We start from the raw sequence: 21,233 nt of genomic DNA on the forward strand, positions 1-21,233 counted from the left end.
GTACGTCGATTCGGAGGATCCGTGAGCCACTACAGAAGCAACGTCCGCGACATCGAGTTCAACCTCTTCGAGGTGCTCAAGCGCGACGAGGTGCTGGGCACCGGCCCGTTCGCCGACGTCGACGCCGAGACGGCACGCACGATCCTGGGCGAGGTCGACCGGCTGGCCCGCGAGGACCTCGCCGCCTCGTTCGAGGACGCCGACCGCCACCCGCCCGTCTTCGACCCCGATAGCCACACCGCGCCGATCCCGGAGTCGTTCAAGAAGAGCTACCAGGCCTGGATGGATGCCGAGTACTGGCGCCTGGGCACCATGGAGGAGCTCGGCGGCACCCCGGCCCCCAACAGCTTGAACTGGGCCATCGGCGAGCTGGTGCTCGGCGCCAACCCGGCGATCTGGATGTACGGCGCGGGCCCGATGTTCGCCGGCGTGGTGCACCGCAACGGCAACGAGCGCGACCAGCAGATCGCGCAGCTCATCGTCGACAAGGCCTGGATCACCACGATGGTCCTCACCGAGCCCGACGCCGGATCCGACGTCGGTGCCGGGCGCACCAAGGCCACCCCGAACGCCGACGGCACCTGGAACATCAGCGGCGTCAAGCGCTTCATCACCTCCGCGGAGTCCGACCTCTCGGAGAACGTCGTGCACCTGGTGCTCGCGCGCCCCTCGGGCGTCGAGGGCGCCGGCGGGCCCGGCACCAAGGGGCTCAGCCTGTTCATCGTGCCGAAGTACCACTTCGACCTCGAGACCGGCGAGCTGGGCGAGCGCAACGGCGCCTACGTCACCAACGTCGAGCACAAGATGGGCATCAAGGTCTCCAACACCTGCGAGGTCACCTTCGGCGACCCGGGTGTCGGCGGCGGCGAGCCCGCGGTCGGCTACCTGCTGGGCGAGGTGCACGACGGCATCGCGCAGATGTTCCAGGTCATCGAGAACGCTCGGATGATGGTGGGCACCAAGGCCATCGCCACCCTCTCGGCCGGCTACCTGGCCGCGCTGGAGTACGCCAAGGAGCGGGTGCAGGGCGCCGACCTCACGCAGGCCGCCGACAAGACCGCGCCGCGGGTGACCATCACCCACCACCCCGACGTCCGCCGCTCGCTGATGACGCAGAAGTCGTTCGCCGAGGCGATGCGCTCGCTGGTGCTCTACACCGCCTCCTGGCAGGACCGGGTCCGCATCGCCGAGCACGAGGGCCGCGAGGACGACCTGGCCATGAAGGTCAACGACCTGCTGCTGCCCATCGTCAAGGGCTACGGCTCGGAGCGCTCCTGGGTGCTGCTGGGCACCGAGTCGCTGCAGACGCTGGGCGGCTCGGGCTTCTTGACCGACTACCCGATCGAGCAGTACGTCCGCGACGCCAAGATCGACACCCTCTACGAGGGCACCACCGCGATCCAGGGCCAGGACCTGTTCTTCCGCAAGATCGTGAAGGACCAGGGTCAGGCGCTGGGCCACGTGGCCGGCGAGATCAAGGCCTGGATCGAGTCCGGCGCCGGCAACGGTCGGCTCAAGGTCGAGCGCGAGCTGCTCGCCACCGCGCTCGGCGACGCCGAGGCGATGGTCGGGCTGATGATCACCGACCTGATGAGCGCCGACCCCAGCGCCGAGAGCGGCGACCTGCGCAACGTCTACAAGGTCGGCCTGAACACCACCCGGCTGCTGATGGCGCTGGGCGACGTGGTGTGCGCCTGGCTGCTGCTGCGCGGCGCCCAGGTGTCGCTCGACGCTCTCGGCGGCGACCTGCCGAAGGACGAGCAGGCCTTCTACGAGGGCAAGGTGGCCGCGGCCCAGTTCTTCGCCCGCACCAACCTGCCCCGGCTCAGCTCCGAGCGCGCCATCGCCGAGGGCATCGACCTATCGCTGATGGACCTCGACGAGTCCAGCTTCTGACTCGCTGACGTCATACGCCCCGGTCGCCATGGCGACCGGGGCGTATGACGTCAACCGCGTTCGACGGCCACCCAGGGCTCAGTCCTCCGCCAGCACCACCAGGCGGTCGGCCGCGACCGGGCGCACGGGCGTCGACTTGGCCGGGTTCACCCGCACGCCGTAGCCGGCGTCGGCGTCGTGGGCCTGCAGCGCGGTGCGGTAGCCGATGGCGGTCTCGCCGCGGCGCGCGGCCGCCTCGACCAGGGTCGCGTAGGAGACCTCGGCGCCGAGCTCGACGTACTCGGCCACGGGCCGCAGGTAGATCTCCGAGCCGGCCTCTTGGAGCAGCTCGTCGAAGATCACCTCGAGGCGGCCCTCCTCGGAGAGCTGGGCCAGCATCAGGCTGACGATCTCGTCGGACACGATGACGTCGTCGACCTCGGCGACGTTGGCCAGCGCGCGGTTGCGGTCGTCGAGCATCTCGCTGACCAGCGCCGGACCGCCGTCGACGGTGGAGCCGATCAGGTCGCGCACGTGGAGCAGCGTGATGAGGGTGCGGGCGTCGGCCTTCTGCAGGTCCAGGTCGTCGGAGTAGCAGAGCACGATGATCTGGTCGAACCGCTCGACGCCGAGGGTCTCCAGCGACGAGCGCTCGCTGGTGCTCGCCCGCTGCACCGTGGCGGTGTAGGCCGAGAGGGGCGGCAGGGCCGGGTCGCCGAAGGCGGAGACCACGACCAGCTCCGAGCCGGCCACGGCGTAGGCGTCGAGCTCGCGGATGACCGAGGTGGCGCGCTGGTTCCAGCCCAGCACCAGCGTGCGCGTGGGGGCCTGCGGCGTGACGGCTCGCGCGACGATGACCGTCTCGTCGACCGGCGCCGACGCGCTCCGCAGCGAGCCGAGCGCGGAGTCGTCGGCGGCGACGACCACCAGGTCGCAGCCGGTGACGTCGGTGTCGCCGGGCGGGTTGAGGGTCACGACGTCGTCGCGGACGACGCCGATCACGCTGACGTCCTCGTAGGCGTGCAGGACCTGGGCGTAGCTCTGGCCGTCGAGGCGGGGCTCGCGGTGGAAGTAGATCTCGTCGCCGTCGAAGTCGAACAACTCCTTGTACACCGCCGCAGCACCTGCCTGGCGCGAGGTCTGCACGATCAGCCGGGCGATGGTCTCCTGCTTGTTGAGGATGACCGCGCGGTCGCCGCCGACCAGCCGGGCGGCCTCCAGGTTGCGGGGATCCTCGATCTCGGCCACCACGTGGGCCTCGCCCGCGGCGCCGTGGGTGAGGGCGAGGAGCACCTTGATGACCTCGCTGTCGGGCTCCTCGCCGCCCGGCGAGAGCACCACGACCGAGCGGGCGCTGTCGTGGCTGGTCAGCGCCAGGTCGCCGATGTCCATCGGCGAGCCGGTGCGGCACACCACGCGGGTGCCGCGCAGGTCGGGCAGCTTGTCGCGCAGCTCGTCCTCCATCTCCACCTTGTCGCGCTCGGCGAGGACGACCACCACCGGCCGGCGGCGGCTCTCGTTGGCCACCGCGAGCTCGCTGATGATGGTGAAGACGGCGTCGGACCAGCCGAGGATGACGGTGTGGTCGTGCTCGATGACCAGCGAGCGGCCACGGCGCAGGTCGACCAGCTTGTTGTCGATGCCGGTCGCGATGACACCGATCAGCGCGCTGACGATGAACAGGCCGCCGATGGTGAGGACGATCATCAGCACGACGTAGCGCCACGAGCTGGCACCGTCGCCGGCCACCGTGCCGGCGTCGAGGGTGTGGATGAAGCTGTTGAACAGCTCGGCGAAGAAGCCGGGCCGCTTGCCGTCGGCGTCCTTCGGGCTGAGCCCGGTGATCATCAGCAGCACGGCGAAGACCAGCATCAGCGCGAGCGAGACGACGGCGAGCCAGCCCACCAGCGCCTTCGTGCCACGCGACATCGAGGTGTCGAAGGCGTAGCGCAGCCGCTGCCCCCGGCTGTACGTCGCGTTCCGGCGGGGCTTGGCCGGCACCACCTTCGCGTTGGCCACCATCGCCTGCTTCGTGCGGGCGCGCATCTGCTGCCCCGTTCGTCCCATGGTGCCGATTGTCGTGGAGCCGCGGCCGCGGCGGGGCGGAACCTGGATTTCCGAAACCGGACGAAACGGATAGGTCCGGCTCTACCATCGACGGGTGGCCGAGGTGGACCTGCGACGCTCGCTGCCGCTGCACCTGACGTGGCTGGCGGGCCTGGCGATGACCTGGCTGACCTGGACCGACGCGCAGGACAACCGGCTGGGCCGCGACTCGCACGCGTACTGGGTGGCGCTGCAGGGCGACCACCTCTACGCCAACGCACCCGGTACGGTCGACGCCTTCAACTACTCTCCCGCGTTCGCCCAGCTGCTCTCGCCGTTCGGCCACCTGCCGTGGCCGGTGTTCGGGCTGGGCTTCGCCGCGCTGGTGGTCGTGGGGTTCGTGCACCTGTTCCGGCCGCTGGGCTGGCGGTGGGTGTTCCCACTGCTGCTGTGCTGCACACCGGAGATCGTCTCGGGCAACGTGTTCTGGGTGCTGGCCCTGGTCGCGGCCTACGGGCTGCGCTACCCCGCTCTCTGGGCGTTCCCGCTGCTGACCAAGGTCACGCCCGGCCTGGGGCCGCTGTGGTTCGCGCTGCGACGCGAGTGGCGTCCTCTCCTGGTCTCGCTGGTGACGACCGCCCTGGTGGCGGGAGTCTCCTTCGCCATCGCGCCGCACGCCTGGGTCGGATGGCTGCGCTTCATGAGCCATCACTTCCGCGGCACCTCGGCCCCGACGGGCAGCGACCTGTTCCCGTCGCTCCTCGTACGACTGCCCGTCGCCCTGACCCTGCTGGTGTGGTGCGCGCTGACCGACCGGCGCTGGGGCCTGCCCGCGGCAATGGCGTTGGCGACGCCCGTCAGCGGCATCGCGATGTTCACGATCCTGGCCGCGCTGCCGCGGCTGGCGCGCGAGCAGGAGCGTGGCACGGTGGAGCCGTGGGCACGCTCACGGCAACCGGCGGTCACCCCGTCCTGACCACGCTGCTCGTCCTCGCGGCCGTGCTCGTGCTGGCCGCGCTGCGCGCGTGGACCTGGCGACGCAAGGAGCGGGTGCTGCGTCGCGTCGGGCTCGACCTCCGCGTGCCCGACGCGAGCGACAAATCCCCGCAGAAGCCCCGATAGCGCGGCGCGAGGCTTGGCAGGCCCGGGCCCAGGTGGTCTGCTGTCCTCCCAGGACGACGGGGGTCATCATGTCCGCACCGCACACCAGGGCGCCCCGGGTGCCGCAGCAACGCGCTCCGCTGGCACCCAGCACCCTTCCCACCACCCTTCCCACCACCCTGCCCAGCACCCTGCCCACCACCCTGCCCAGCACGGCCTTCCGGCCGGCCTTCGCACCGCAGACCGCGCCGCTGCCGGGCCCGACCACGCGGGTGCACGACCGCGGCCTGTCGCAGGTGCTGAGCACCCGGCTGGACGCGCTCGTGCCCGGCGGCGCCGCCACCGCCGCCCGCGGCAGTGCGGCGTACCCCGCCGGCCGGGCGCCGGTGCTGACCCGCGGCCAGGGTGGGCACGTCTGGGACGTCGACGGCAACCGCTACGTCGAGCTGGGCAGCGGCGACGGGGCGGTCGCGCTCGGACACCGCCATCCGCGGGTGGCCGACGCCGTCCGCGCGGCGCTGGAGATGGGTGAGAGCTTCACGCGTCCCGCGGCACTGGAGGTCGACGCCGCCGAGACCCTGCTGGCGTGCGTGCCGCAGGCCGAGATGGTGGCCTTCGTCGGCGACGACGCCGCGGCGCGAGCGCTCGCAGTCGATCTCGCCCGCACCCTGACCGGCCGCGACCCGGTGGTCGTGCTGCCCAGCGACGACCTGGCCTCACGCCGCGCCGAGTGCGACACCGCCGGCTCCCTGCTGGTGCTCGACGAGCGGCGGACGGCGTTCCGGATCACGCCCGGCGGTGCGACCCTCGACGTACCGGTCGACCTGCGCCTGCTGGGCGGCGCGCTCGGCAACGGCTTCGCCGTCGGCGCGGTGACGGGGAGCCGGGCGGTGATGCGCCATGCGCGGGTCGAGCAGGGCGCGCAGGCGCATGCGCTGGCCGCGGCGACGGCCGTACTGGAGGCGCACCGCAAGGAGGACGTCGTCGCCACGCTCGACTGGGTGGGCCGCTACCTCGCCGAGCAGGTGCGCGAGGCGCTGGACGCCCTCGGTCTGGTGCCGCACTTGCGGCTCACCGGCCCGCCCGCGGACCTGCGCTACACCGTGCTCGACGGCGCCGGCGAGCCGTCGGCCGACCTGCAGCGGCTGTTCCTGGCCGGCCTGCTGGACCACGGCGTCCTCGCGCCCAGCTTCGTGGTGAGCGCCGCGCTGACCGACGCCGACGTGCAGCACGTGGCCGACGGCGCGCACCAGGCGGCGCAGGGGCTCCGGTTGGCCCTGGACGACGCCGCGCCCCGATAGTGGGTTCGTGGCGCACCTGTCGGCCCGTCAGCTGATCGACCTCGTCCTCGACGACGGGCCGTGGACCTCCTGGGACACCCCGCCCGAGCGCGACGGCGTCGGCGCGGACTACGCCGAGGCCCTGGAGCGGGCGACGGAGCGGGCCGGCACCGATGAGTCGGTGCTCACCGGCGAGGGCACGCTGCGCGGGCGTCGGGTGGCGGTGGTGGCCTGCGAGTTCGGCTTCCTGGCCGGATCGATCGGGAAGGCCGCGGCCGGCCGGCTGGTGGCAGCCATCGGCCGGGCCACCGCCGAGGGTGTCCCTCTGCTGGCGGCGCCGGTCAGCGGCGGCACGCGGATGCAGGAGGGCACCCCCGCCTTCGTGCGCATGGTCGGGATCTCGGCGGCCGTCGCGCGGCACCGCGCGGCCGGGCTGCCCTACCTGGTGTACCTGCGTCACCCGACGACCGGCGGGGTGATGGCCTCGTGGGGCTCGCTGGGCCACGTCACGGTGGCCGAGCCGGGCGCGCTGGTCGGGTTCCTCGGCCCGCGGGTCTACGAGGCGCTCTACGGCGAGCCGTTCCCCGACGGCGTGCAGACCTCGGAGAACCTCTACGCCCACGGGATCGTCGACGCCGTGCTGCCGCCCGAGGAGGTGGGCGACGTGGTGCACCGGGCCCTGGAGGTGCTGCTCGCGCGGCCGTCGGCCGACGCCCCCGAGCCCGCGGCCGTCGAGGTGCCCGACGTCGACGCCTGGGAGGCGATCACCCGCTCGCGGCGTCCCGACCGGCCCGGCGTGCGCCGGCTGCTGCGCTACGCCGCCGCCGACGCGATCCCGCTCAACGGCACCGGCGAGGGCGAGTCCGACCCCGGCCTGCTGCTCGCCCTCGCCCGCTTCGGCGACGCTCCCTGCGTGCTGCTGGGCCAGGACCGGCGCGGCCAGACCTCGGCCCACCCACTGGGGCCCGGCGCGCTACGAGAGGCCCGCCGCGGCATGCGGCTGGCCGTCGAGCTGGGGCTGCCGTTGCTGACCATCATCGACACCCCCGGGGCGGCGCTCTCGCCCGAGGCCGAGGAGGGCGGCCTGGCCGGGGAGATCGCCCGCTGCCTGGCCGACCAGGCGACGCTGCGCGCACCGGTGCTGTGCCTGATGCTCGGCGAGGGTAACGGCGGGGGCGCACTGGCGCTGCTGCCGGCCGACCGCGTCGTCGCGGCCCAGCACGCCTGGCTCTCCCCGCTGCCGCCCGAGGGCGCCAGCGCCATCGTCCACCGCGACACCGCGCACGCCCCCGACATGGCCCGCGCCCAGCACGTCCGCGCCGCGGACCTGCGAGCCGCCGGTGTCGTGGACCGCGTCGTGCCCGAGCACCCCGACGCCGCCGACGAGCCCGAGGCTTTCTGCCGCCGCGTCGGTGAGGTGCTGGCCTGGGAGCTGGCCCGGCTGATGGCCCAGGACCTGGACGCGCTGGTGGGGAGCCGCGCGGCCCGGTTCGCCGGGTAGGCCGGGTAGTCCGTGACGAACGGACCCTGCTTCCGGCTGATCCGAGGTCCGTTCGTCACGGACTACCCCTCCCGGGCGCGCTCGGGCCGCTCCATCCGCAGGTGAGGTCCGAGGTCGGGGTCGGCCCACTCCTCGCCGACGGCGACGAACCCGGCGCGCTCGTAGAGGGAGCGGGCGCCGGTGCGGGCGTGGCACCAGACGATCCCGCCGCCGTGGTCGTCGGCGTAGGCCAGCAGCGCGGTGAGCACCTGGGTACCCAGGCCCCGGCCACGGTGGGCCGGGTCGACCGCCATGCCGCGGATGCGCCAACCGGGTGGCTCCGGCCCGATGTTGCCGGTGGCGACCAACCGGTCCTGCTCGTGGACGCCGACGTAGTGAGCGTCGGCGCGGTCGCCCAGCGGCGGGTGGTCGCGTCCGTTGCGCAGCACCGCGCGCCGCAGGTCCGCCGAGTCGGACGGGTCGATCGGGACCGTGGTCACAGCCGGTGCACGATGTAGTCGGCGGCGCCGAGCAGCACCAGGAAGCGGATCCACCGGCCGACGAGCACGGTGGAGACGAACAGCCAGATCCGCACCCGCAGGTTGCCGGCGAGGACCGCGATCACCAGCAGCGGCGGGATGCCCGCGCTGGCCGAGGCGAACAGCACCGCGGCCGTCTGGCCCGGGTGCTCCTCGACGCGCTTGGCCCAGCGGGCGTAGGACTCCTGCCACTTCGGCGTCGCCATCTTCTTGCGGATCCACGGCAGGCCCATCGCCCAGTCGGCGGCGTAGTAGAGCACGATCTTGCCGCTCGTCTGGCCGACGGCGGCCGCGAGCGAGACCTGCCAGACGCCGACGTGCTTGATCGCCGCGCCGACGCCGCCGAGGTAGGCCTCGATGTTGATGAAGGGCAGCACCGCCGAGCCGAACCCCACCAGGAGGGTGGTGAGGATCAGCTTCATCCGAGGCTGTGGGTCGAGTCGTCGACCAGCTCGCGCTCGTTGGGCAGCGATGCCGTCGGCATCGGCAGCCCGAGCCGCATCACCTGGCCCAGCGCCACGCACTTGTAGACCAGCAGCGCCAGCGCGATCGCACCGCCGAGCCAGACGCCCCAGGCCTGGTCGCGGGTCACGAGGAGCAGGACCCCGAAGAGCGCCGAGTTCACCGCCTTCGCGGGCTTGGACCAGTTGTAGCGCCAGATGGTGCGGTCGACGACGTAGAAGTAGTTGGGGCTGGTGATCGGCCAGAACAAGAAGGCCAGCGAGATGAAGCAGTCGACGACCAGGAACTCGGCCAGGTAGAGCCCGATCGCGGGCATCAGGTGGGGCAGCAGCCAGCCCAGGCCGATGTAGAAGGCGGCCAGGTCGAAGCGGTCGCTGAGGATGTCCAGCGTCGCCCCGGTGCGTGTCTCGCAGTCGCGGACCCGCGCCCACCAGCCGTCGATGGAGTCGCCCACCCAGTGCACCACCAGCGCGACCACCAGCAGCCACAGCTCGCGCTGGTAGGCCGCCGCGCCGGCCAGCCCGACGCACACGATGGTGCGCACCACCGTGACCATGGTGGCCTCGGTCCAGACCCGCTCGCGGGCGGGGTCGGCGTGGATGCGCCGGGAGAGCTGCACGGTGGTCAGGCTAACGGGCGGGGTGGGCGGAGGTGTCGAGACGGTTGCTGCGCAACCTTCTCCGCTGCCGTCGCGCCTCAGAACAGCAGCGCCGTGCCGGGGTCGCTCATGAGGCCAGCGACGTCGGCCAGGAACCGGCTGCCCAGCTCGCCGTCGATGTGGCGGTGGTCGAAGGAGAGCGAGAACGTGCACACGTCGCGGATCGCGAGCTGCTCGTCCGCGCCCTCGCCGACCACCCACGGCTGCCGCTTGGTGGCGCCGAAGGCGAGGATGGCCGACTCGCCGGGGTTGATGATCGGCGTGCCGCCGTCGACGCCGAACGGGCCGACGTTGGTGATGGTGAAGGTGCCGCCGGCCATGTCGGCCGGCTGCGTACGCCCGGCGCGGGCGGTCTCCACCAGCGTCCCAAGCGACTCGGCGAGCTCGACCAGCGACTTGGCCTCGGCGTCCTTGACGTTCGGCACCACGAGGCCGCGGGGCGTGGCGGCCGCGATGCCGAGGTTCACGTAGGACTTGTAGACGACCTCCTGGGCCGCCTCGTCCCAGAACGAGTTGATCTCCGGTGTGCGCCGCATCGCCAGGCAGACCGCCCGCGCGAGCACCAGCAACGGGGTCACCTTGAGGTCGCGCAGCTCGCGGTGGCGGCGCAGCCGGGCCACCAGCTCGGTGGTGGCGGTGACGTCGACGGTGATCCACTCGGTGACGTGGGGGGCGGAGAAGGCGGAGTCCACCATCGCCTGCCCCATCATCTTGCGCACGCCCTTGATCGGCTCGCGACGCTCCCGCTGGACGTCATACGACGTGGTCGCTAGGGCGACCTCTTCGGATGACGTCGCGACGGCGGCCTGGACGTCCTCGCGGGTCACGACGCCGTCGGGGCCCGAGGCGGTGACGGTGGCCAGGTCGACGCCGAGGTCCTTGGCCAGCTTGCGTACCGGGGGCTTGGCCATCGCCCGCGCCTCGCGCTGGGTGGGCACCGCGACCGGGGTGGCCGGCACCGGGGACTCCTCCGCGGGCGCGACCTCATCAGACTGCGCACCACCCGGCGCGAAGGCACCCTGCAGCTGCAGCTGGGAGGCGGCCCCCGCCTCGGTGGCGGGCGTCGCCGCACCGCGTCGGGCCCGGCGCTGCGGACCGCGCTCGGCCTTGTTGCGGCCCACCAGCGACTCGCCCTCGCCGCCGCCGCTGGCGGCGGGGTTGGAGAGGTCGATCTCCACGGACTGCTCGGGCTGCTCGGCCGGGGCGTCGCCCAGGAACGGCGGCTTCGCCGGGGCACCGGCCTCGGCGTCCTCACCGATCCGGATGATCGGGGTGCCCACCGGCACGGTCTCGCCCTCGGGCACGAGGATCGCGTCGACCTCGCCGGCGTACGGCGAGGGCAGCTCGACCAGCGACTTGGCGGTCTCGATCTCCACCACGACGTCGTTGATGGCGACGGTGTCGCCGGCCTTGACCTTCCAGGAGACGATCTCGGCCTCGGTCAACCCCTCACCGGGGTCGGGCAGCAGGTACTCGGGCATCTCGATCGCCTCAGAACTCGAAGGTGCGGTCGACGGCGTCCAGGACGCGGTCCAGGTCGGGGAGGTAGTCCTCCTCGATCCGGCTCGGCGGGTAGGGCGTGTCGAACCCGCCGACGCGCAGCACCGGCGCCTCGAGGGAGTAGAAGCACTCCTCGGTGATCCGGGCCGCCACCTCGGCGCCCAGGCCGAGGTTCACGTGCGCCTCGTGGGTGATGACGACGCGGCCGGTGCGGCGCACCGAGTCGTAGACCGGCCCCAGGTCGAGCGGGGAGAGGGTGCGCAGGTCGATCACCTCGACCGAGCGGCCCTCGCCCTCGGCGGCCCCGGCCGCCTTGAGCGCGGTCTTCACCATCGGACCGTAGGCCAGCAGCGTGGCGTCAGCGCCGGGTCGCACCACGCGCGAGGTGAACAGCGGCTGCGGGGTGGCCTGCTCGTCGAGCTCGGCCTTGTCGGCGTGGTACTGCCGCTTGGGCTCGAGGAAGATGACCGGGTCGTCGGCGGCGATGGCCTGCTGGATCATCCAGTAGCCGTCCACCGGGTTGGAGCAGGCGACCACCTTGAGCCCGGGCGTGTGCGCGAACTGCGCCTCCGGCGACTCCGAGTGGTGCTCCACAGCCCCGATGCCGCCGCCGAACGGGATGCGCACGACGATCGGCATCGGCACCTTGCCACGGGTGCGGAAGCAGAACTTGGCCACCTGGCTGACGATCTGGTCGTAGGCGGGGTAGACGAAGCCGTCGAACTGGATCTCGCACACCGGCCGGTACCCGCGGATGGCCAGACCCACGGCCGTGCCGAGGATGCCGGACTCGGCGAGCGGGGAGTCGATGACCCGGTCCTCGCCGAAGTCCTTCTGCAAGCCGTCGGTGATCCGGAAGACGCCGCCGAGCTTGCCGACGTCCTCACCCATGATGAGGACCTTGGGGTCGTCCTCCATCGCCTTGCGCAGGCCGGCGTTGAGCGCCTTGGCCAGGGTCACCGTGGTCATCGCGCCGCCTCGGTGTCGAAGGTGTCGAGGTAGGCGGCGTAGCCGTCACGCTGCCGCTCCAGCTCGGGGGTGTTCTCGGCGTAGACATGGTCGAAGATCGACAGCGGGTTCGGGTCGGGCAGCGTCCGGCAGCCCTCGCGCAGCCGCACACCCAGCTCGTCGGCCTCGGCCCTGATCGCCTCGAAGAAGTCCTCGTCGGCCAGCCCGTTGCGCTTGAGGTAGACCTCCACGCGGGCGATCGGGTCCTTCAGCTTCCAGGTCTCGACGTCGTCGGAGAGCCGGTAGCGGGTGGGGTCGTCGGTGGTGGTGTGCGCACCCATGCGGTAGGTGTAGGCCTCCACCAGCGTGGGGCCGCTGCCCTCGCGGGCGCGCTGCAGGGCGGCCTGGGTGACGGCGTAGGTGGCCAGCACGTCGTTGCCGTCGACGCGGACGCCGGGGAAGCCGAAGCCCAGCGCGCGCTGGTAGAGCGGGATGCGGGTCTGCCGCTCGATCGGCTCGGAGATCGCCCACTGGTTGTTCTGGCAGAAAAAGACGACCGGGGCGTTGTAGGAGGCGGCGAAGATGAACGCCTCGTTGACGTCGCCCTGGCTGCTGGCGCCGTCGCCGAAGTAGGCGATGACCGCGGCGTCGCGCTCGGGGTCGCCGGTGCCCACCGCGCCGTCGCGCTGGACGCCCATCGCGTAGCCGGTGGCGTGCAGCGTCTGCGCGCCGATGACGATCGTGTAGTTGCCGAAGTTGTGCTCGCGCGGGTCCCAGTCGCCCTGGTCGATGCCGCGGAAGAGACCGAGCAGCCGGAGCGGGTCGAGACCGCGGCACCAGGCGACGCCGTGCTCGCGGTAGGTGGGGAACGCATAGTCCTGCGGACGCAGTGCGCGACCGGAGCCGACCTGGGCGGCCTCCTGGCCCAGCAGCTGGGCCCAGATGCCGAGCTCCCCGTGACGCTGCAGCGCGGTGGACTCGGTGTCGATGCGCCGGGTGAGCACCATGTCGCGGTAGAAGCCGCGCAGCTGGTCGGCGGAGAAGTCCTGGTCGAACTCGGCGCGGTGCACGCGCTCGCCCTCGGGGGTGAGCAGCTGCACCAGCTCGGGGCCGCCGTCGCTCTGCGAGGGCCCGAAGACCTCGACGAGGTCCGGCCCGAAGTCGGATGTGGTCATGCACGCTCCTTCTCACGTCGCCGCCCGTGCGGGGTCGCCGCTGGGTCGGTGGTCGGGGCCGACGGACCGGCGTGCAGGGGTGGCGCGCGGGACGGTCCGGCGTACCGCTCGTTGTGACCCGGGCCACAGCGCGGCGGTGCCGTCAACCTACCCGTCGCCGCCAGCGTGTCGCCAATCGAGGGACGGGTAAGAAGGAGGCATGAGCCAGTCCCACGTCGTCCCAGGAGTGGTCGCCGAGTCGATCGACGTCGACACCCCGCCGGAGCGGGTGTTCGCGATCCTCAGCGATCCCTACCAGCATCCGCGCATCGACGGCTCGGGCAGCCTGACGGGCGCGATCCGCGGGCCGCACCAGCTCTCCGAGGGCGCCAGCTTCGGCGTCGACATGAAGCTGTTCGGGCTGCCGTACAAGATCCGCAACACGGTGGTGGAGTACGAGGAGGGGCGCCTGATCGCCTGGCGTCACTTCAACGGCCACCGGTGGCGCTACCGGCTCGAGCCCCGAGCCGACGGCGCCGGCACGCGCGTCACCGAGGAGTTCGACTACTCCCGCGTGCCCGGCTACAACCGCCGCATCCTGGAGCTGCTCGGCTTCCCCGAGCGCAACCGGCAGGGCATCAAGGACACACTGCCGCGGCTCAAGGCCGAGGCGGAGGGGCAGTCCGCGTGAGCGTGATCCGCACGGGCACCACGGTGTCGTGGTCGTGGGGCAGCAGCACCGCGACGGGGAAGGTGACCGCGATCCACCGCTCGAAGGTCACGCGCACCATCAAGGGCAGCTCGATCACCCGCGACGGCTCGAAGGACGACCCGGCCTACGAGATCGAGCAGGATGACGGCACCCGGGTGCTCAAGCTCCGCTCGGAGGTCTCGGCTAGCCGGCCTGGCTGAGCTCGCCCCGCTCGGCGCGACGGGCGGTCTTCTGGGCGTACATCGCGGCGTCGGCGCGGCGCATCAGGTCGTCGGCGAGCTCGGCGTGGCCCAGGGCCGGTGTCGGCTCGTCGCCCTGCGCGACCAGCAGCCGGTGGTGGGCGACCCCCACGCTGACGGCCACCTCGACCAGGATCCCGCCGATGTCGAAGGGTTCGCCGAAGGCCCCCTCGATGCGGGCGACCACGCGCTCGGCGTGACCGCCGTCCTCGAGCAGCAGCGCGAACTCGTCGCCGCCCAGGCGGGCGACCGTGTCGCAGCTGCGGACGCAGCCGCCCAGCCGCTCGGCCACGACGCGCAGCAAGACGTCGCCGGCACCGTGGCCGTGCTCGTCGTTGACCGGCTTGAAGCCGTCGAGGTCGCAGTACAGGACGGCCACGTCTCGGCGGGCGCGGCTCAGCGCGCGGTCGAGCCGCGCCGCGAAGAGCACCCGGTTGGGCAGGCCGGTGAGGGCGTCGTGCATGGCCTGGTGGTGCAGCTCGTCGCGGGCATCGGCGAGCGCCGTCACCAGTCGCTGGTTGTCGCGGACGGTGAGGAACTGGCGCAGCAGCATCATGGCCACCAGGGCCGCGACCAGGAGCAGGACGCTGCGCTGGTTGGTCGAGGAGCGCATCAGCTCGGTGCCGAGCACCGTCACCGCGATCGTCAGCGGCAGGTAGGGCAGTGCCATCCAGACCAGTGCCTGCTCGGACTGCCCGCGACGCCGGCGCCGCTTGGCCCGCCGGGCCGCGGCGCGGACCGGCGTCCCGGCGCCGCCCGCCCCGATGAGCAGGAAGCCCAGGAACCAGCCGCCGTTGGCCAGCGCGTCGCTGGAGGAGAAGGAGGAGATGCTGTCGAGGTAGAGGAAGGTGCTGTCGGCGACGGAGACGAACACCAGGCCGATGGTCATCACCATCAGCGCGGTGCGCTCGTCGCGACGGCCGCGCGCCAGCGCCATGAGGGCGAGCGAGGCCATGACGACGTCGCCCACCGGGTAGGCCAGCGAGAGCAGGAACGGCAGCCAACCGTTGCCCGGACCGTCGGAGAAGGTCGGGCCGAGGATCGTCACCCACGACAAGGAGAGCAGCGACCCGGCGATGATGGCGCCGTCCATGAGGTCGCGGCCCCGCGCCACCAGCTGACCGCGCTGCGTGCCCAGCCACAGCACGACGCCCGCACCGGCGGCCAGGGGGAAGAGCAGGAAGCCGGCGTCGGCGAGCGAGGGGAACGGCACCTCCTGGCCGAGCAGCAGCTCGTCGTAGGTCCAGATCGCCTGCCCGAGCGCCCAGCACCCGGTGCCCAGCGCGATCAGGGCCCAGGCGCGTCGGCGCTGGCCGTGGGCGCGCCGAGCTGCGAGCGCGCCGCCGAGCGCGCCGAGCGAGGCGGCCAGCAGCTGGCCCAGGTCGCTGACGGCGGTGACGGCGCCGCCGACCAGCTGGGGGCGTCCGAGCACGACCGCGTAGGCGACGGCCGCAGCCGTCGCCGCAGCCGCGAGCCGCCACGTGCGCACCATGTCCCCCTTCGAGGACAGGATGACGGCAGCGGCGGGACCCCCGGGCGGGAATCCGTGAAAACCCTATGAACGGGTCACTCCGGGCTAGTCGCGCTCGTAGCGCTCGCCGGTGGCCGGGTCGATGGCGCTCCGCCCAGGCGGCAGGTTCGACAGGTCGGGGGCGATGACCGTGCGCTCGTGGGTGTCGGGCAGCCGCGGCCCACGCGGCATGTCGCCGCCGCCGACCAGCACCAGGTCGCTGGAGTCGCGCTTGGGCAGCGTCTCGCCGCGGAAGAAGGCCGGCGCCATCGCCTGGTAGGCCAGCATCAGCACGATGCCGAGGAGGAGCGAGCCGATGCCGATGAGGAACACGCCGCCGATCCCGAAGAGCCTGGTGTAGCCGTAGTCGGGGTCGGCGTAGGTCTTGCAGGCCACGACGAAGAAGGCCAGCAGCACGACGCCGCCGATGAGCGGGAGGACCCCCTGCATGAGGATGTCGCGCGGCTTGTCCCACATCGTCTTGCGGTAGAACCAGACGCACGCGAATCCGGTCAGGCCGTAGTAGAAGGCGATCATCAGCCCGACCGCGGCGATCGTGTCGGCGAGGATGTTCTGGCTCAGCAGCGACAGCCCGACGTAGACGACGATCGAGACGATGCCCATCCACACCGTCGAGACGGTGGGCGTCAGGTACCTCGGGTGGATCCGGGCGAAGGCCCTCGGGATCGCCTGAAAGGCGCCCATCGACAGGCTCGTGCGGGCGGTGGGCAGGATGGTGGTCTGGGTCGACGCCGAGGCCGAGGTGAGCACGCAGATCGCCAGCAGGTGCACCATGATCCAGCCGACGGCACCGCCGCCGAAGACCTCGTGGCCCATCGCGGCGAAGACGTCGTCGGCGTTCGCGTCGTTGCCCAGCCCGATGCCGTGGGTGCCCACGCCGGCGAAGGCGATCGTCGAGATCGAGACCAGGGCGTAGATCAGCAGCAGCAGGATCGTGGAGAGCACGGCGGCCCGGCCGGGCGTGCTCGCCGGGTCGTCGGACTCCTCGTTGGTGGCCACCGCGGTGTCCCAGCCCCAGTAGATGAAGACGGCGATCAGCGTGGCCGACACGATCGCCGTCGGGGTCAGCCCCGCGGGCGAGAGCCAGCTCAGCGACGGCTTGAGACCCGCCGGCGCGTCGCCGGCGTACACCTTGACGATCGCGAACACCGCGAACGCCACCAGGGTGACGATCTCGACCCCGAGCAGGGCGTACTGCAGACGCGCGGAGACCTCGATGCCGCGGTAGCAGATGTAGGTCATGACGATGATCCACACGATGCCCGCGACCGTGCTCCAGAACAGGCTGCCGGCCAGCTCGTCGAACCCGAAGAGGCTGAAGGAGTAGGAACCGGCGATGGCCGCCAGGTTGGCCATGACGATGACGTCGGCGGCGATGATGCCCCACCCGCCCATCCAGCCGGTGCGGGTGCCGAAGGCCCGCGCGGCCCAGGTGAAGGTGGTGCCGCAGTCCGGCTCGGCCTTGTTCAGCTCGGCGTAGGCGACCGCGATCAGGTACATCGGGATGAAGGCCAGCACCATGATGAGCGGTGCCTTGGTGCCGACGATCCCGTCGCCGCTCTGGACGATGACGACGTAGCCGAGGCTGGCCGCCAGGCTGTACGCCGGCGCGGTGGAGGCGATGCCGACCACGACGCTGCCGACCAGGCCGAGAGCCCCGGCCTTGAGGCCCTTGCTGTCACCCACCACGGATGCGGTCGCCGTCATGGCCCCAACCTTCCGATCCCACACAGCCCGGCCCCGAGGTAGAGCCACACAGTAGGACGACTCCCCCGTGGTGGGAAAGGAGTCGAGGACCGGACCGGCCGTCGCCGGCCGAGGCCTCTAGACGGCCGTGGTCCAGCCGGACAGGTCGGGTCCGTCGGGGACGATGCCGGAGGGGTTCAGGTCGGTGTGCACGCGGTAGTAGTGCGCCTTGATCTGGTCGAAGTCGATCGAGTCGCCGAAGGCCGGGATGGCGTACAGCTCGCGCGCGTAGCGCCACAGGTGCGGCAGCTCGACGAGCTTGGACCGATTGGTCTTGAAGTGGCCGTGGTAGACGGGGTCGAAGCGGGCCAGGGTGGTGAAGAGCCGGACGTCGGCCTCGGTGATGTCCTCGCCCATCAGGAAGCGGCGTTCCGCGAGCCGCTCCTCGAGCCAGTCCAGCGCGGCGAAGAGCCGCTCGAAGGCGTCGTCGTAGGCCTCCTGGGAGCCGGCGAACCCGCACCGGTAGACGCCGTTGTTGACCTCGGTGTAGATCCGCCGCATCACCTCCTCCATCTCCTCGCGACACTCGGCCGGCCACAGGTCCGGGGCGTCGGGACGGTGGAACTCGCGCCACTCGAAGAAGAAGTCGTGGGTGATCCAGGGGAAGTCGTTGGTGACGACGGCCTTGGTCGAGACATCGACCATCGCCGGCACGGTGATGCCCTTGGGGTAGTCGGGGAAGCGCGCGAAGTAGGCCTGCTGCAGCCGCTCGTAGCCCAGCACGGGGTCGACGCCGCCCGGGTCGAGGTCGAAGGTCCAGCTGCGCGAGTCGTGCGTGGGACCGCACTGGCCCATCGAGATGACGTCCTCGAGGCCGAGCAGGCTGCGCACGATGATGGCCCGGTTGGCCCAGGGGCAGGCACGCGCGACGATCAGTCGGTAGCGGCCCGGCTCGACCGGCCAGTACTCGCGACCCGAGCCGTCGGACTTGTTGTGGTGGTCGCCGGGATCGCGGGCTCCCGAGGTGATCCGGTCGGGGATGTAGTCGGTGTCGCGCTCGAAGGCCTTGCCCTGCTCGACGTAGGTGGGCGTGTAGTCCTCGGGCATACCTCGACCCTACCGACCACCCATTGCAAAGAAGTCTTTGCAAAGAGGTCTTTGCGGTCTAGGGTGTCGCCATGGAGCCCACCACCGTCGTCACTCCCGGACCCGAGCAGCTGCGGGCCCTGGCCCACCCCGGCCGACTGCGGATGCTCGGGCTGCTGCGCACCAGCGGCCCGGCTACGGCGACCTCGCTGGCCGGTCGGCTCGGGCTCAACACCGGAGCCACCTCCTACCACCTGCGCCAGCTGGCGGCCCACGGCTTCGTGGTGGAGGACACCGAGCGCGGCAACGGCCGTGAGCGGTGGTGGAGGGCCGCCCACCAGACCACCCACACCGCGACCGCACCCGACGCGAGCGAGGAGGAGCGCGACGTCACCGATGCCTACCTCCAGGCCGTCGCCATCACCCACGCCGACAACCTGCAGCGCGCGCTGGCCGAGTCGCGGGCGCTGCCCGAGGCCTGGCAGCAGGTGCTCGACCTCAGCGACTGGAACCCGCGGCTCACGGCGGCGCACGCCAAGGAGCTCTCGGAGGCGATCCACGAGCTGGTCTCGGGCTGGCCCGAGGACGTGGACGACCCCGAGGCACAGCGTTTCGTCGTCAACGTCAACACCTACCTGCGCCCCGGGACGCTGCGATGAGCCGGCGGCCGCTGGTCGGCTACCTCGCCGCGCAGGCGGTCTCCACCACGGGCACCCGGGTGTCGATGATCGCCGTGCCGTGGTTCGTGCTCACCACCACCGGCTCGGCCACACGCACCGGTCTCGCGGCGTTCGCCGAGATGCTGCCGATGGTGGTGTGCCAGGCGCTGTCGGGCCCGCTCGCCGACCGGCTCAGTGCGCGCCGGGTGGCGATCACCTGCGACGCGCTCAGCGTCCTGGCCGTGGGCGCGATCCCGCTGCTGCACGTCCTGGGCCTGCTCCACTTCGGCGCGCTGCTGGTGCTGGTGGCGCTCGCCGGGGCGCTGCGCGGGCCGGGCGAGGCGGCCAAGCACGCGATGATGCCCGTGCTGGTGCGCCAGACCGACGTCCCCACCGAGCGGCTCACCGGGCTGGAGGGTGCGGTCGAGCGCACGGCCTCACTGGCCGGCGCCGGGGTGGGCGCCGGCCTGGTGGCCACGCTCGGCGCGGCCAACGCGGTCGCCGTCGACGCGCTCTCCTTCGGACTCTCGGCCCTGCTGCTGCTCGGCTTCACGCGCCGCGACCCCGGCGCGCGCCCGGTCGAGGCGAGGCCGCGGCTCGGGTACGTCGCCGAGCTGCGGTCGGGCTGGGACTTCATGCGACGCGACCAGGTGCTGATGGGCATCGGGGTGATGGTGGCGGTCACCAATCTCCTCGACGCCGCGTGGAGCAGCGTGCTGCTGCCGGTGTGGGCCCGCGACAGCGGTCACGGCGTGGCGGCCGTCGGCATCGTGCTGACGACGTTCTCCGCGGCCGCCATCGTGAGCTCGACCGCGGCGGCGACGATCGGCCACCGGCTGCCGCGCTACTGGACCTACCTGATCTGCTTCGTCATCGGCGGCGTGCCGCGCTTCGTGGTCCAGGCGCTGCACGTGCCGCTGTGGCTGGTCATCGCCGTCTGCGTGGTGGGCGGGCTCGGCTCGGGATTCCTCAACCCGATCCTCGGGGCGGTGCTCTTCGAGCGCACGCCGGCCGAGCTGGTCGGCCGGGTGAGCGCGATGAACATCGCGATGGCCTGGTCGCTGATGCCGCTGGGCGGCGTGCTCGGCGGCGTGCTCGTGGCCGGGATCGGCCTCTCGCCCGCGCTGCTCGTCGTCGGCGGCGCGTACTTCCTCACCACCATGCTGCCCGTGGTGCAGCCACGCTGGCGCGAGCTCGACCGCCGCCCGGATCAGGCGCCGAGTCAGGCTCCGGGTGAGGTTCTGGGTCAGACCGACGACGCGCGGACCAGCTCGGCCACGAAGTCGAGCTTGGCCAACACCGGCGGCGGGATGACGAACGGGTAGAGGTCGTTCTTGCCCATCGAGCGCTCGATCTGGTTCAGCGCGGTCGACAGCGGGATCCACACGCCGGCGACGAGGTCGTGGAACTCGGTGAACGCCTCCGGCTGGACGCTGGTCAGGCCGTAGCTCGCGGCGGTGTCCACGGTGTCGCGGATGTGCAGGAAGTGCGCCCAGCTCTCCGCGAAGTCCTCGAAGGGGTGCATGGTGGCGTACTCGGAGATGTAGCTCTCCTGCCAGCCCTCCGGCGGCCCCTCGCTGTAGTGCCGGTCGATCTCGGCCTGGTAGTCCTTGGTCTCGTCGCCGAAGAGGTCTCGGGCCTTCTCGATCCAGTCGCCGGTGACCAGCTGCCACTCGTAGTAGTGACCGACCTCGTGGCGGAAGTGGCCGAGCATCGTGCGGTACGGCTCGGCCAGCTGCTCGCGCACCTTTTCGCGGTAGGCGTCGTCGCTCTCGGCCAGGTCGATGGTGATGACGCCGTCCTCGTGGCCGATGACGACGTTCTCGGCGACACTGGAGAGCAGGTCGAAGGCCAGCCCCTGCTCGGGGTCCTCCTCCTTGGTCCGGATGGGCAGCCCGAGCACGTCGAGCTCGACGACCAGGTGCCGCTTGGCCACCTCGGCCTCGTGGAACTGCGCGATGCCCTTCGCGTCCTCGTCGTTGGGGCGGGTGCGGGTCAGGTCGCAGGCGAAGCACTGACCCCCCTCCAGGGGCGCGAGCCAGGTGCAACCGGAGAGGTTGAGGTTGCGGCACACGTGCCAGACCAGCCCGGCGGCGTCGACGTACTGGCCCTGATCGTCGACCGGGACGATTGCCTTCTCCTCGCGGGAGAACCCCAGCGAGGTGCCGCAGGAGACGCAGACGGAGTTCTCGAAGTAGAGCGCGTTGCCGCACACGCGGCAGGAGAAGGACTTCACGGGGGTGGAGCCTGTCAGAGATGGGCCTACCCGTGGGGGTG

Annotated in this window: 20 protein-coding genes; 9 read left to right on the plus strand and 11 right to left on the minus strand. The window is 71.9% G+C overall.

Annotated features, from left to right (window positions below):
• Positions 1–21: 21 nt before the first annotated feature.
• The gene (locus tag D9V37_RS17515; protein ID WP_121807415.1) at positions 22–1,896 is read left to right on the plus strand and encodes an acyl-CoA dehydrogenase; all 1,875 of its coding nucleotides are present in this window, start codon (positions 22–24) and stop codon (positions 1,894–1,896) included.
• Between the two features lie 78 nt (positions 1,897–1,974).
• Here D9V37_RS17515 and D9V37_RS17520 read toward each other — a convergent pair whose 3' ends face one another.
• On the minus strand, positions 1,975–3,942 hold the full coding sequence (locus tag D9V37_RS17520; RefSeq protein ID WP_121807416.1) for a CASTOR/POLLUX-related putative ion channel: 1,968 nt from the start codon (positions 3,940–3,942) through the stop codon (positions 1,975–1,977).
• Positions 3,943–4,036: 94 nt separating this feature from the next.
• Between D9V37_RS17520 and D9V37_RS17525 the strand changes: the two genes are divergently transcribed.
• The 4 genes from D9V37_RS17525 (at position 4,037) to D9V37_RS17540 (ending at position 7,803) form a co-directional block, all read left to right on the plus strand.
• Entirely contained in the window at positions 4,037–4,897 is an 861-nt protein-coding gene (locus D9V37_RS17525; protein ID WP_121807417.1) for a glycosyltransferase family 87 protein, read from the plus strand.
• Entirely contained in the window at positions 4,858–5,043 is a 186-nt protein-coding gene (locus D9V37_RS17530) for a hypothetical protein (RefSeq protein ID WP_121807418.1), read from the plus strand. The genes D9V37_RS17525 and D9V37_RS17530 overlap by 40 nt, the downstream gene beginning before the upstream one ends.
• A 68-nt stretch (positions 5,044–5,111) precedes the next feature.
• Positions 5,112–6,323 (plus strand): aminotransferase class III-fold pyridoxal phosphate-dependent enzyme, encoded by a 1,212-nt coding sequence (locus D9V37_RS17535; protein ID WP_121807419.1) that lies wholly within the window; start codon positions 5,112–5,114, stop codon positions 6,321–6,323.
• A gap of 7 nt (positions 6,324–6,330) precedes the next feature.
• Positions 6,331–7,803, plus strand: coding sequence for a carboxyl transferase domain-containing protein (locus D9V37_RS17540; protein WP_121807420.1), 1,473 nt, complete (start codon positions 6,331–6,333; stop codon positions 7,801–7,803).
• 62 nt (positions 7,804–7,865) lie between these two features.
• On the opposite strand, the gene D9V37_RS20315 is transcribed toward D9V37_RS17540, so the two are convergent.
• The 6 genes from D9V37_RS20315 to pdhA all read right to left on the minus strand — a co-directional run bounded on the left by D9V37_RS20315 (position 7,866) and on the right by pdhA (position 13,064).
• Positions 7,866–8,282, minus strand: a complete 417-nt coding sequence (locus D9V37_RS20315; protein ID WP_158604513.1) for a GNAT family N-acetyltransferase — start codon at positions 8,280–8,282, stop codon at positions 7,866–7,868.
• Positions 8,279–8,743, minus strand: a complete 465-nt coding sequence (locus tag D9V37_RS20320) for a VTT domain-containing protein (RefSeq protein ID WP_158604514.1) — start codon at positions 8,741–8,743, stop codon at positions 8,279–8,281. The genes D9V37_RS20315 and D9V37_RS20320 overlap by 4 nt, the downstream gene beginning before the upstream one ends.
• Positions 8,740–9,402, minus strand: a complete 663-nt coding sequence (locus tag D9V37_RS17550) for a CDP-alcohol phosphatidyltransferase family protein (RefSeq protein ID WP_198412630.1) — start codon at positions 9,400–9,402, stop codon at positions 8,740–8,742. The genes D9V37_RS20320 and D9V37_RS17550 overlap by 4 nt, the downstream gene beginning before the upstream one ends.
• Positions 9,403–9,479: 77 nt before the next feature.
• A complete protein-coding gene (locus D9V37_RS17555) occupies positions 9,480–10,922 on the minus strand; it encodes a dihydrolipoamide acetyltransferase family protein (RefSeq protein WP_121807421.1) in 1,443 nt (480 codons plus the stop codon).
• 10 nt (positions 10,923–10,932) lie between these two features.
• A complete protein-coding gene (locus D9V37_RS17560; RefSeq protein ID WP_121807422.1) occupies positions 10,933–11,910 on the minus strand; it encodes an alpha-ketoacid dehydrogenase subunit beta in 978 nt (325 codons plus the stop codon).
• On the minus strand, positions 11,907–13,064 hold the full coding sequence (gene pdhA / locus D9V37_RS17565; protein WP_121807423.1) for a pyruvate dehydrogenase (acetyl-transferring) E1 component subunit alpha: 1,158 nt from the start codon (positions 13,062–13,064) through the stop codon (positions 11,907–11,909). The genes D9V37_RS17560 and pdhA overlap by 4 nt, the downstream gene beginning before the upstream one ends.
• A gap of 199 nt (positions 13,065–13,263) precedes the next feature.
• On the opposite strand from pdhA, the gene D9V37_RS17570 reads away from it, so the two are divergent.
• Together D9V37_RS17570 and D9V37_RS17575 are read left to right on the plus strand one after the other, a co-directional pair.
• Positions 13,264–13,734: an SRPBCC family protein gene (locus tag D9V37_RS17570; protein ID WP_121807424.1), complete on the plus strand. Its 471-nt coding sequence runs from the start codon at positions 13,264–13,266 to the stop codon at positions 13,732–13,734.
• Complete coding sequence (locus tag D9V37_RS17575) at positions 13,731–13,955, plus strand: hypervirulence associated TUDOR domain-containing protein (RefSeq protein WP_121807425.1); 225 nt, start codon at positions 13,731–13,733, stop codon at positions 13,953–13,955. Before D9V37_RS17570 ends, D9V37_RS17575 begins: the two co-directional genes overlap by 4 nt.
• Here D9V37_RS17575 and D9V37_RS21025 read toward each other — a convergent pair.
• From D9V37_RS21025 to D9V37_RS17590, 3 genes are all read right to left on the minus strand, one after another.
• A complete protein-coding gene (locus D9V37_RS21025; protein WP_408636234.1) occupies positions 13,939–14,664 on the minus strand; it encodes a diguanylate cyclase domain-containing protein in 726 nt (241 codons plus the stop codon). The genes D9V37_RS17575 and D9V37_RS21025 overlap by 17 nt on opposite strands.
• A gap of 906 nt (positions 14,665–15,570) precedes the next feature.
• A complete protein-coding gene (locus tag D9V37_RS17585; RefSeq protein WP_121807427.1) occupies positions 15,571–17,232 on the minus strand; it encodes an APC family permease in 1,662 nt (553 codons plus the stop codon).
• 117 nt (positions 17,233–17,349) lie between these two features.
• Complete coding sequence (locus D9V37_RS17590; RefSeq protein WP_121807428.1) at positions 17,350–18,318, minus strand: glutathione S-transferase C-terminal domain-containing protein; 969 nt, start codon at positions 18,316–18,318, stop codon at positions 17,350–17,352.
• Between the two features lie 71 nt (positions 18,319–18,389).
• Between D9V37_RS17590 and D9V37_RS17595 the strand changes: the two genes are divergently transcribed.
• Positions 18,390–18,956, plus strand: a complete 567-nt coding sequence (locus tag D9V37_RS17595) for a winged helix-turn-helix domain-containing protein (RefSeq protein ID WP_121807429.1) — start codon at positions 18,390–18,392, stop codon at positions 18,954–18,956.
• Positions 18,953–20,281 carry an MFS transporter gene (locus D9V37_RS17600; protein ID WP_121807430.1) on the plus strand — a complete coding sequence of 443 codons (1,329 nt, stop codon included), beginning with the start codon at positions 18,953–18,955 and terminating at the stop codon, positions 20,279–20,281. Before D9V37_RS17595 ends, D9V37_RS17600 begins: the two co-directional genes overlap by 4 nt.
• Here the strand turns inward: D9V37_RS17600 and D9V37_RS17605 are convergent.
• On the minus strand, positions 20,203–21,192 hold the full coding sequence (locus tag D9V37_RS17605) for a zinc-binding metallopeptidase family protein (RefSeq protein WP_121807431.1): 990 nt from the start codon (positions 21,190–21,192) through the stop codon (positions 20,203–20,205). The two genes, D9V37_RS17600 and D9V37_RS17605, sit on opposite strands and share 79 nt — an antisense overlap.
• Between the last annotated feature and the right edge of the window lie 41 nt (positions 21,193–21,233).

This window comes from Nocardioides mangrovicus (genome assembly GCF_003674065.1).
Lineage (GTDB): Bacteria > Actinomycetota > Actinomycetes > Propionibacteriales > Nocardioidaceae > Marmoricola > Marmoricola mangrovicus.

Bases quoted from the DNA above. Each gene is read 5' to 3' on its own strand.
- D9V37_RS17555 (WP_121807421.1), bottom strand. From the start codon at position 10,922: ATGCCCGAGTACCTGCTGCCCGACCCCGGTGAGGGGTTGACCGAGGCC.
- D9V37_RS17585 (WP_121807427.1), bottom strand. From the start codon at position 17,232: ATGACGGCGACCGCATCCGTGGTGGGTGACAGCAAGGGCCTCAAGGCC.
- pdhA (WP_121807423.1), bottom strand. From the start codon at position 13,064: ATGACCACATCCGACTTCGGGCCGGACCTCGTCGAGGTCTTCGGGCCC.
- D9V37_RS17600 (WP_121807430.1), top strand. From the start codon at position 18,953: ATGAGCCGGCGGCCGCTGGTCGGCTACCTCGCCGCGCAGGCGGTCTCC.
- D9V37_RS17520 (WP_121807416.1), bottom strand. From the start codon at position 3,942: ATGGGACGAACGGGGCAGCAGATGCGCGCCCGCACGAAGCAGGCGATG.
- D9V37_RS17560 (WP_121807422.1), bottom strand. From the start codon at position 11,910: ATGACCACGGTGACCCTGGCCAAGGCGCTCAACGCCGGCCTGCGCAAG.
- D9V37_RS21025 (WP_408636234.1), bottom strand. From the start codon at position 14,664: ATGGCACTGCCCTACCTGCCGCTGACGATCGCGGTGACGGTGCTCGGC.
- D9V37_RS20320 (WP_158604514.1), bottom strand. From the start codon at position 8,743: ATGAAGCTGATCCTCACCACCCTCCTGGTGGGGTTCGGCTCGGCGGTG.
- D9V37_RS17590 (WP_121807428.1), bottom strand. From the start codon at position 18,318: ATGCCCGAGGACTACACGCCCACCTACGTCGAGCAGGGCAAGGCCTTC.
- D9V37_RS17595 (WP_121807429.1), top strand. From the start codon at position 18,390: ATGGAGCCCACCACCGTCGTCACTCCCGGACCCGAGCAGCTGCGGGCC.
- D9V37_RS17535 (WP_121807419.1), top strand. From the start codon at position 5,112: ATGTCCGCACCGCACACCAGGGCGCCCCGGGTGCCGCAGCAACGCGCT.
- D9V37_RS17570 (WP_121807424.1), top strand. From the start codon at position 13,264: ATGAGCCAGTCCCACGTCGTCCCAGGAGTGGTCGCCGAGTCGATCGAC.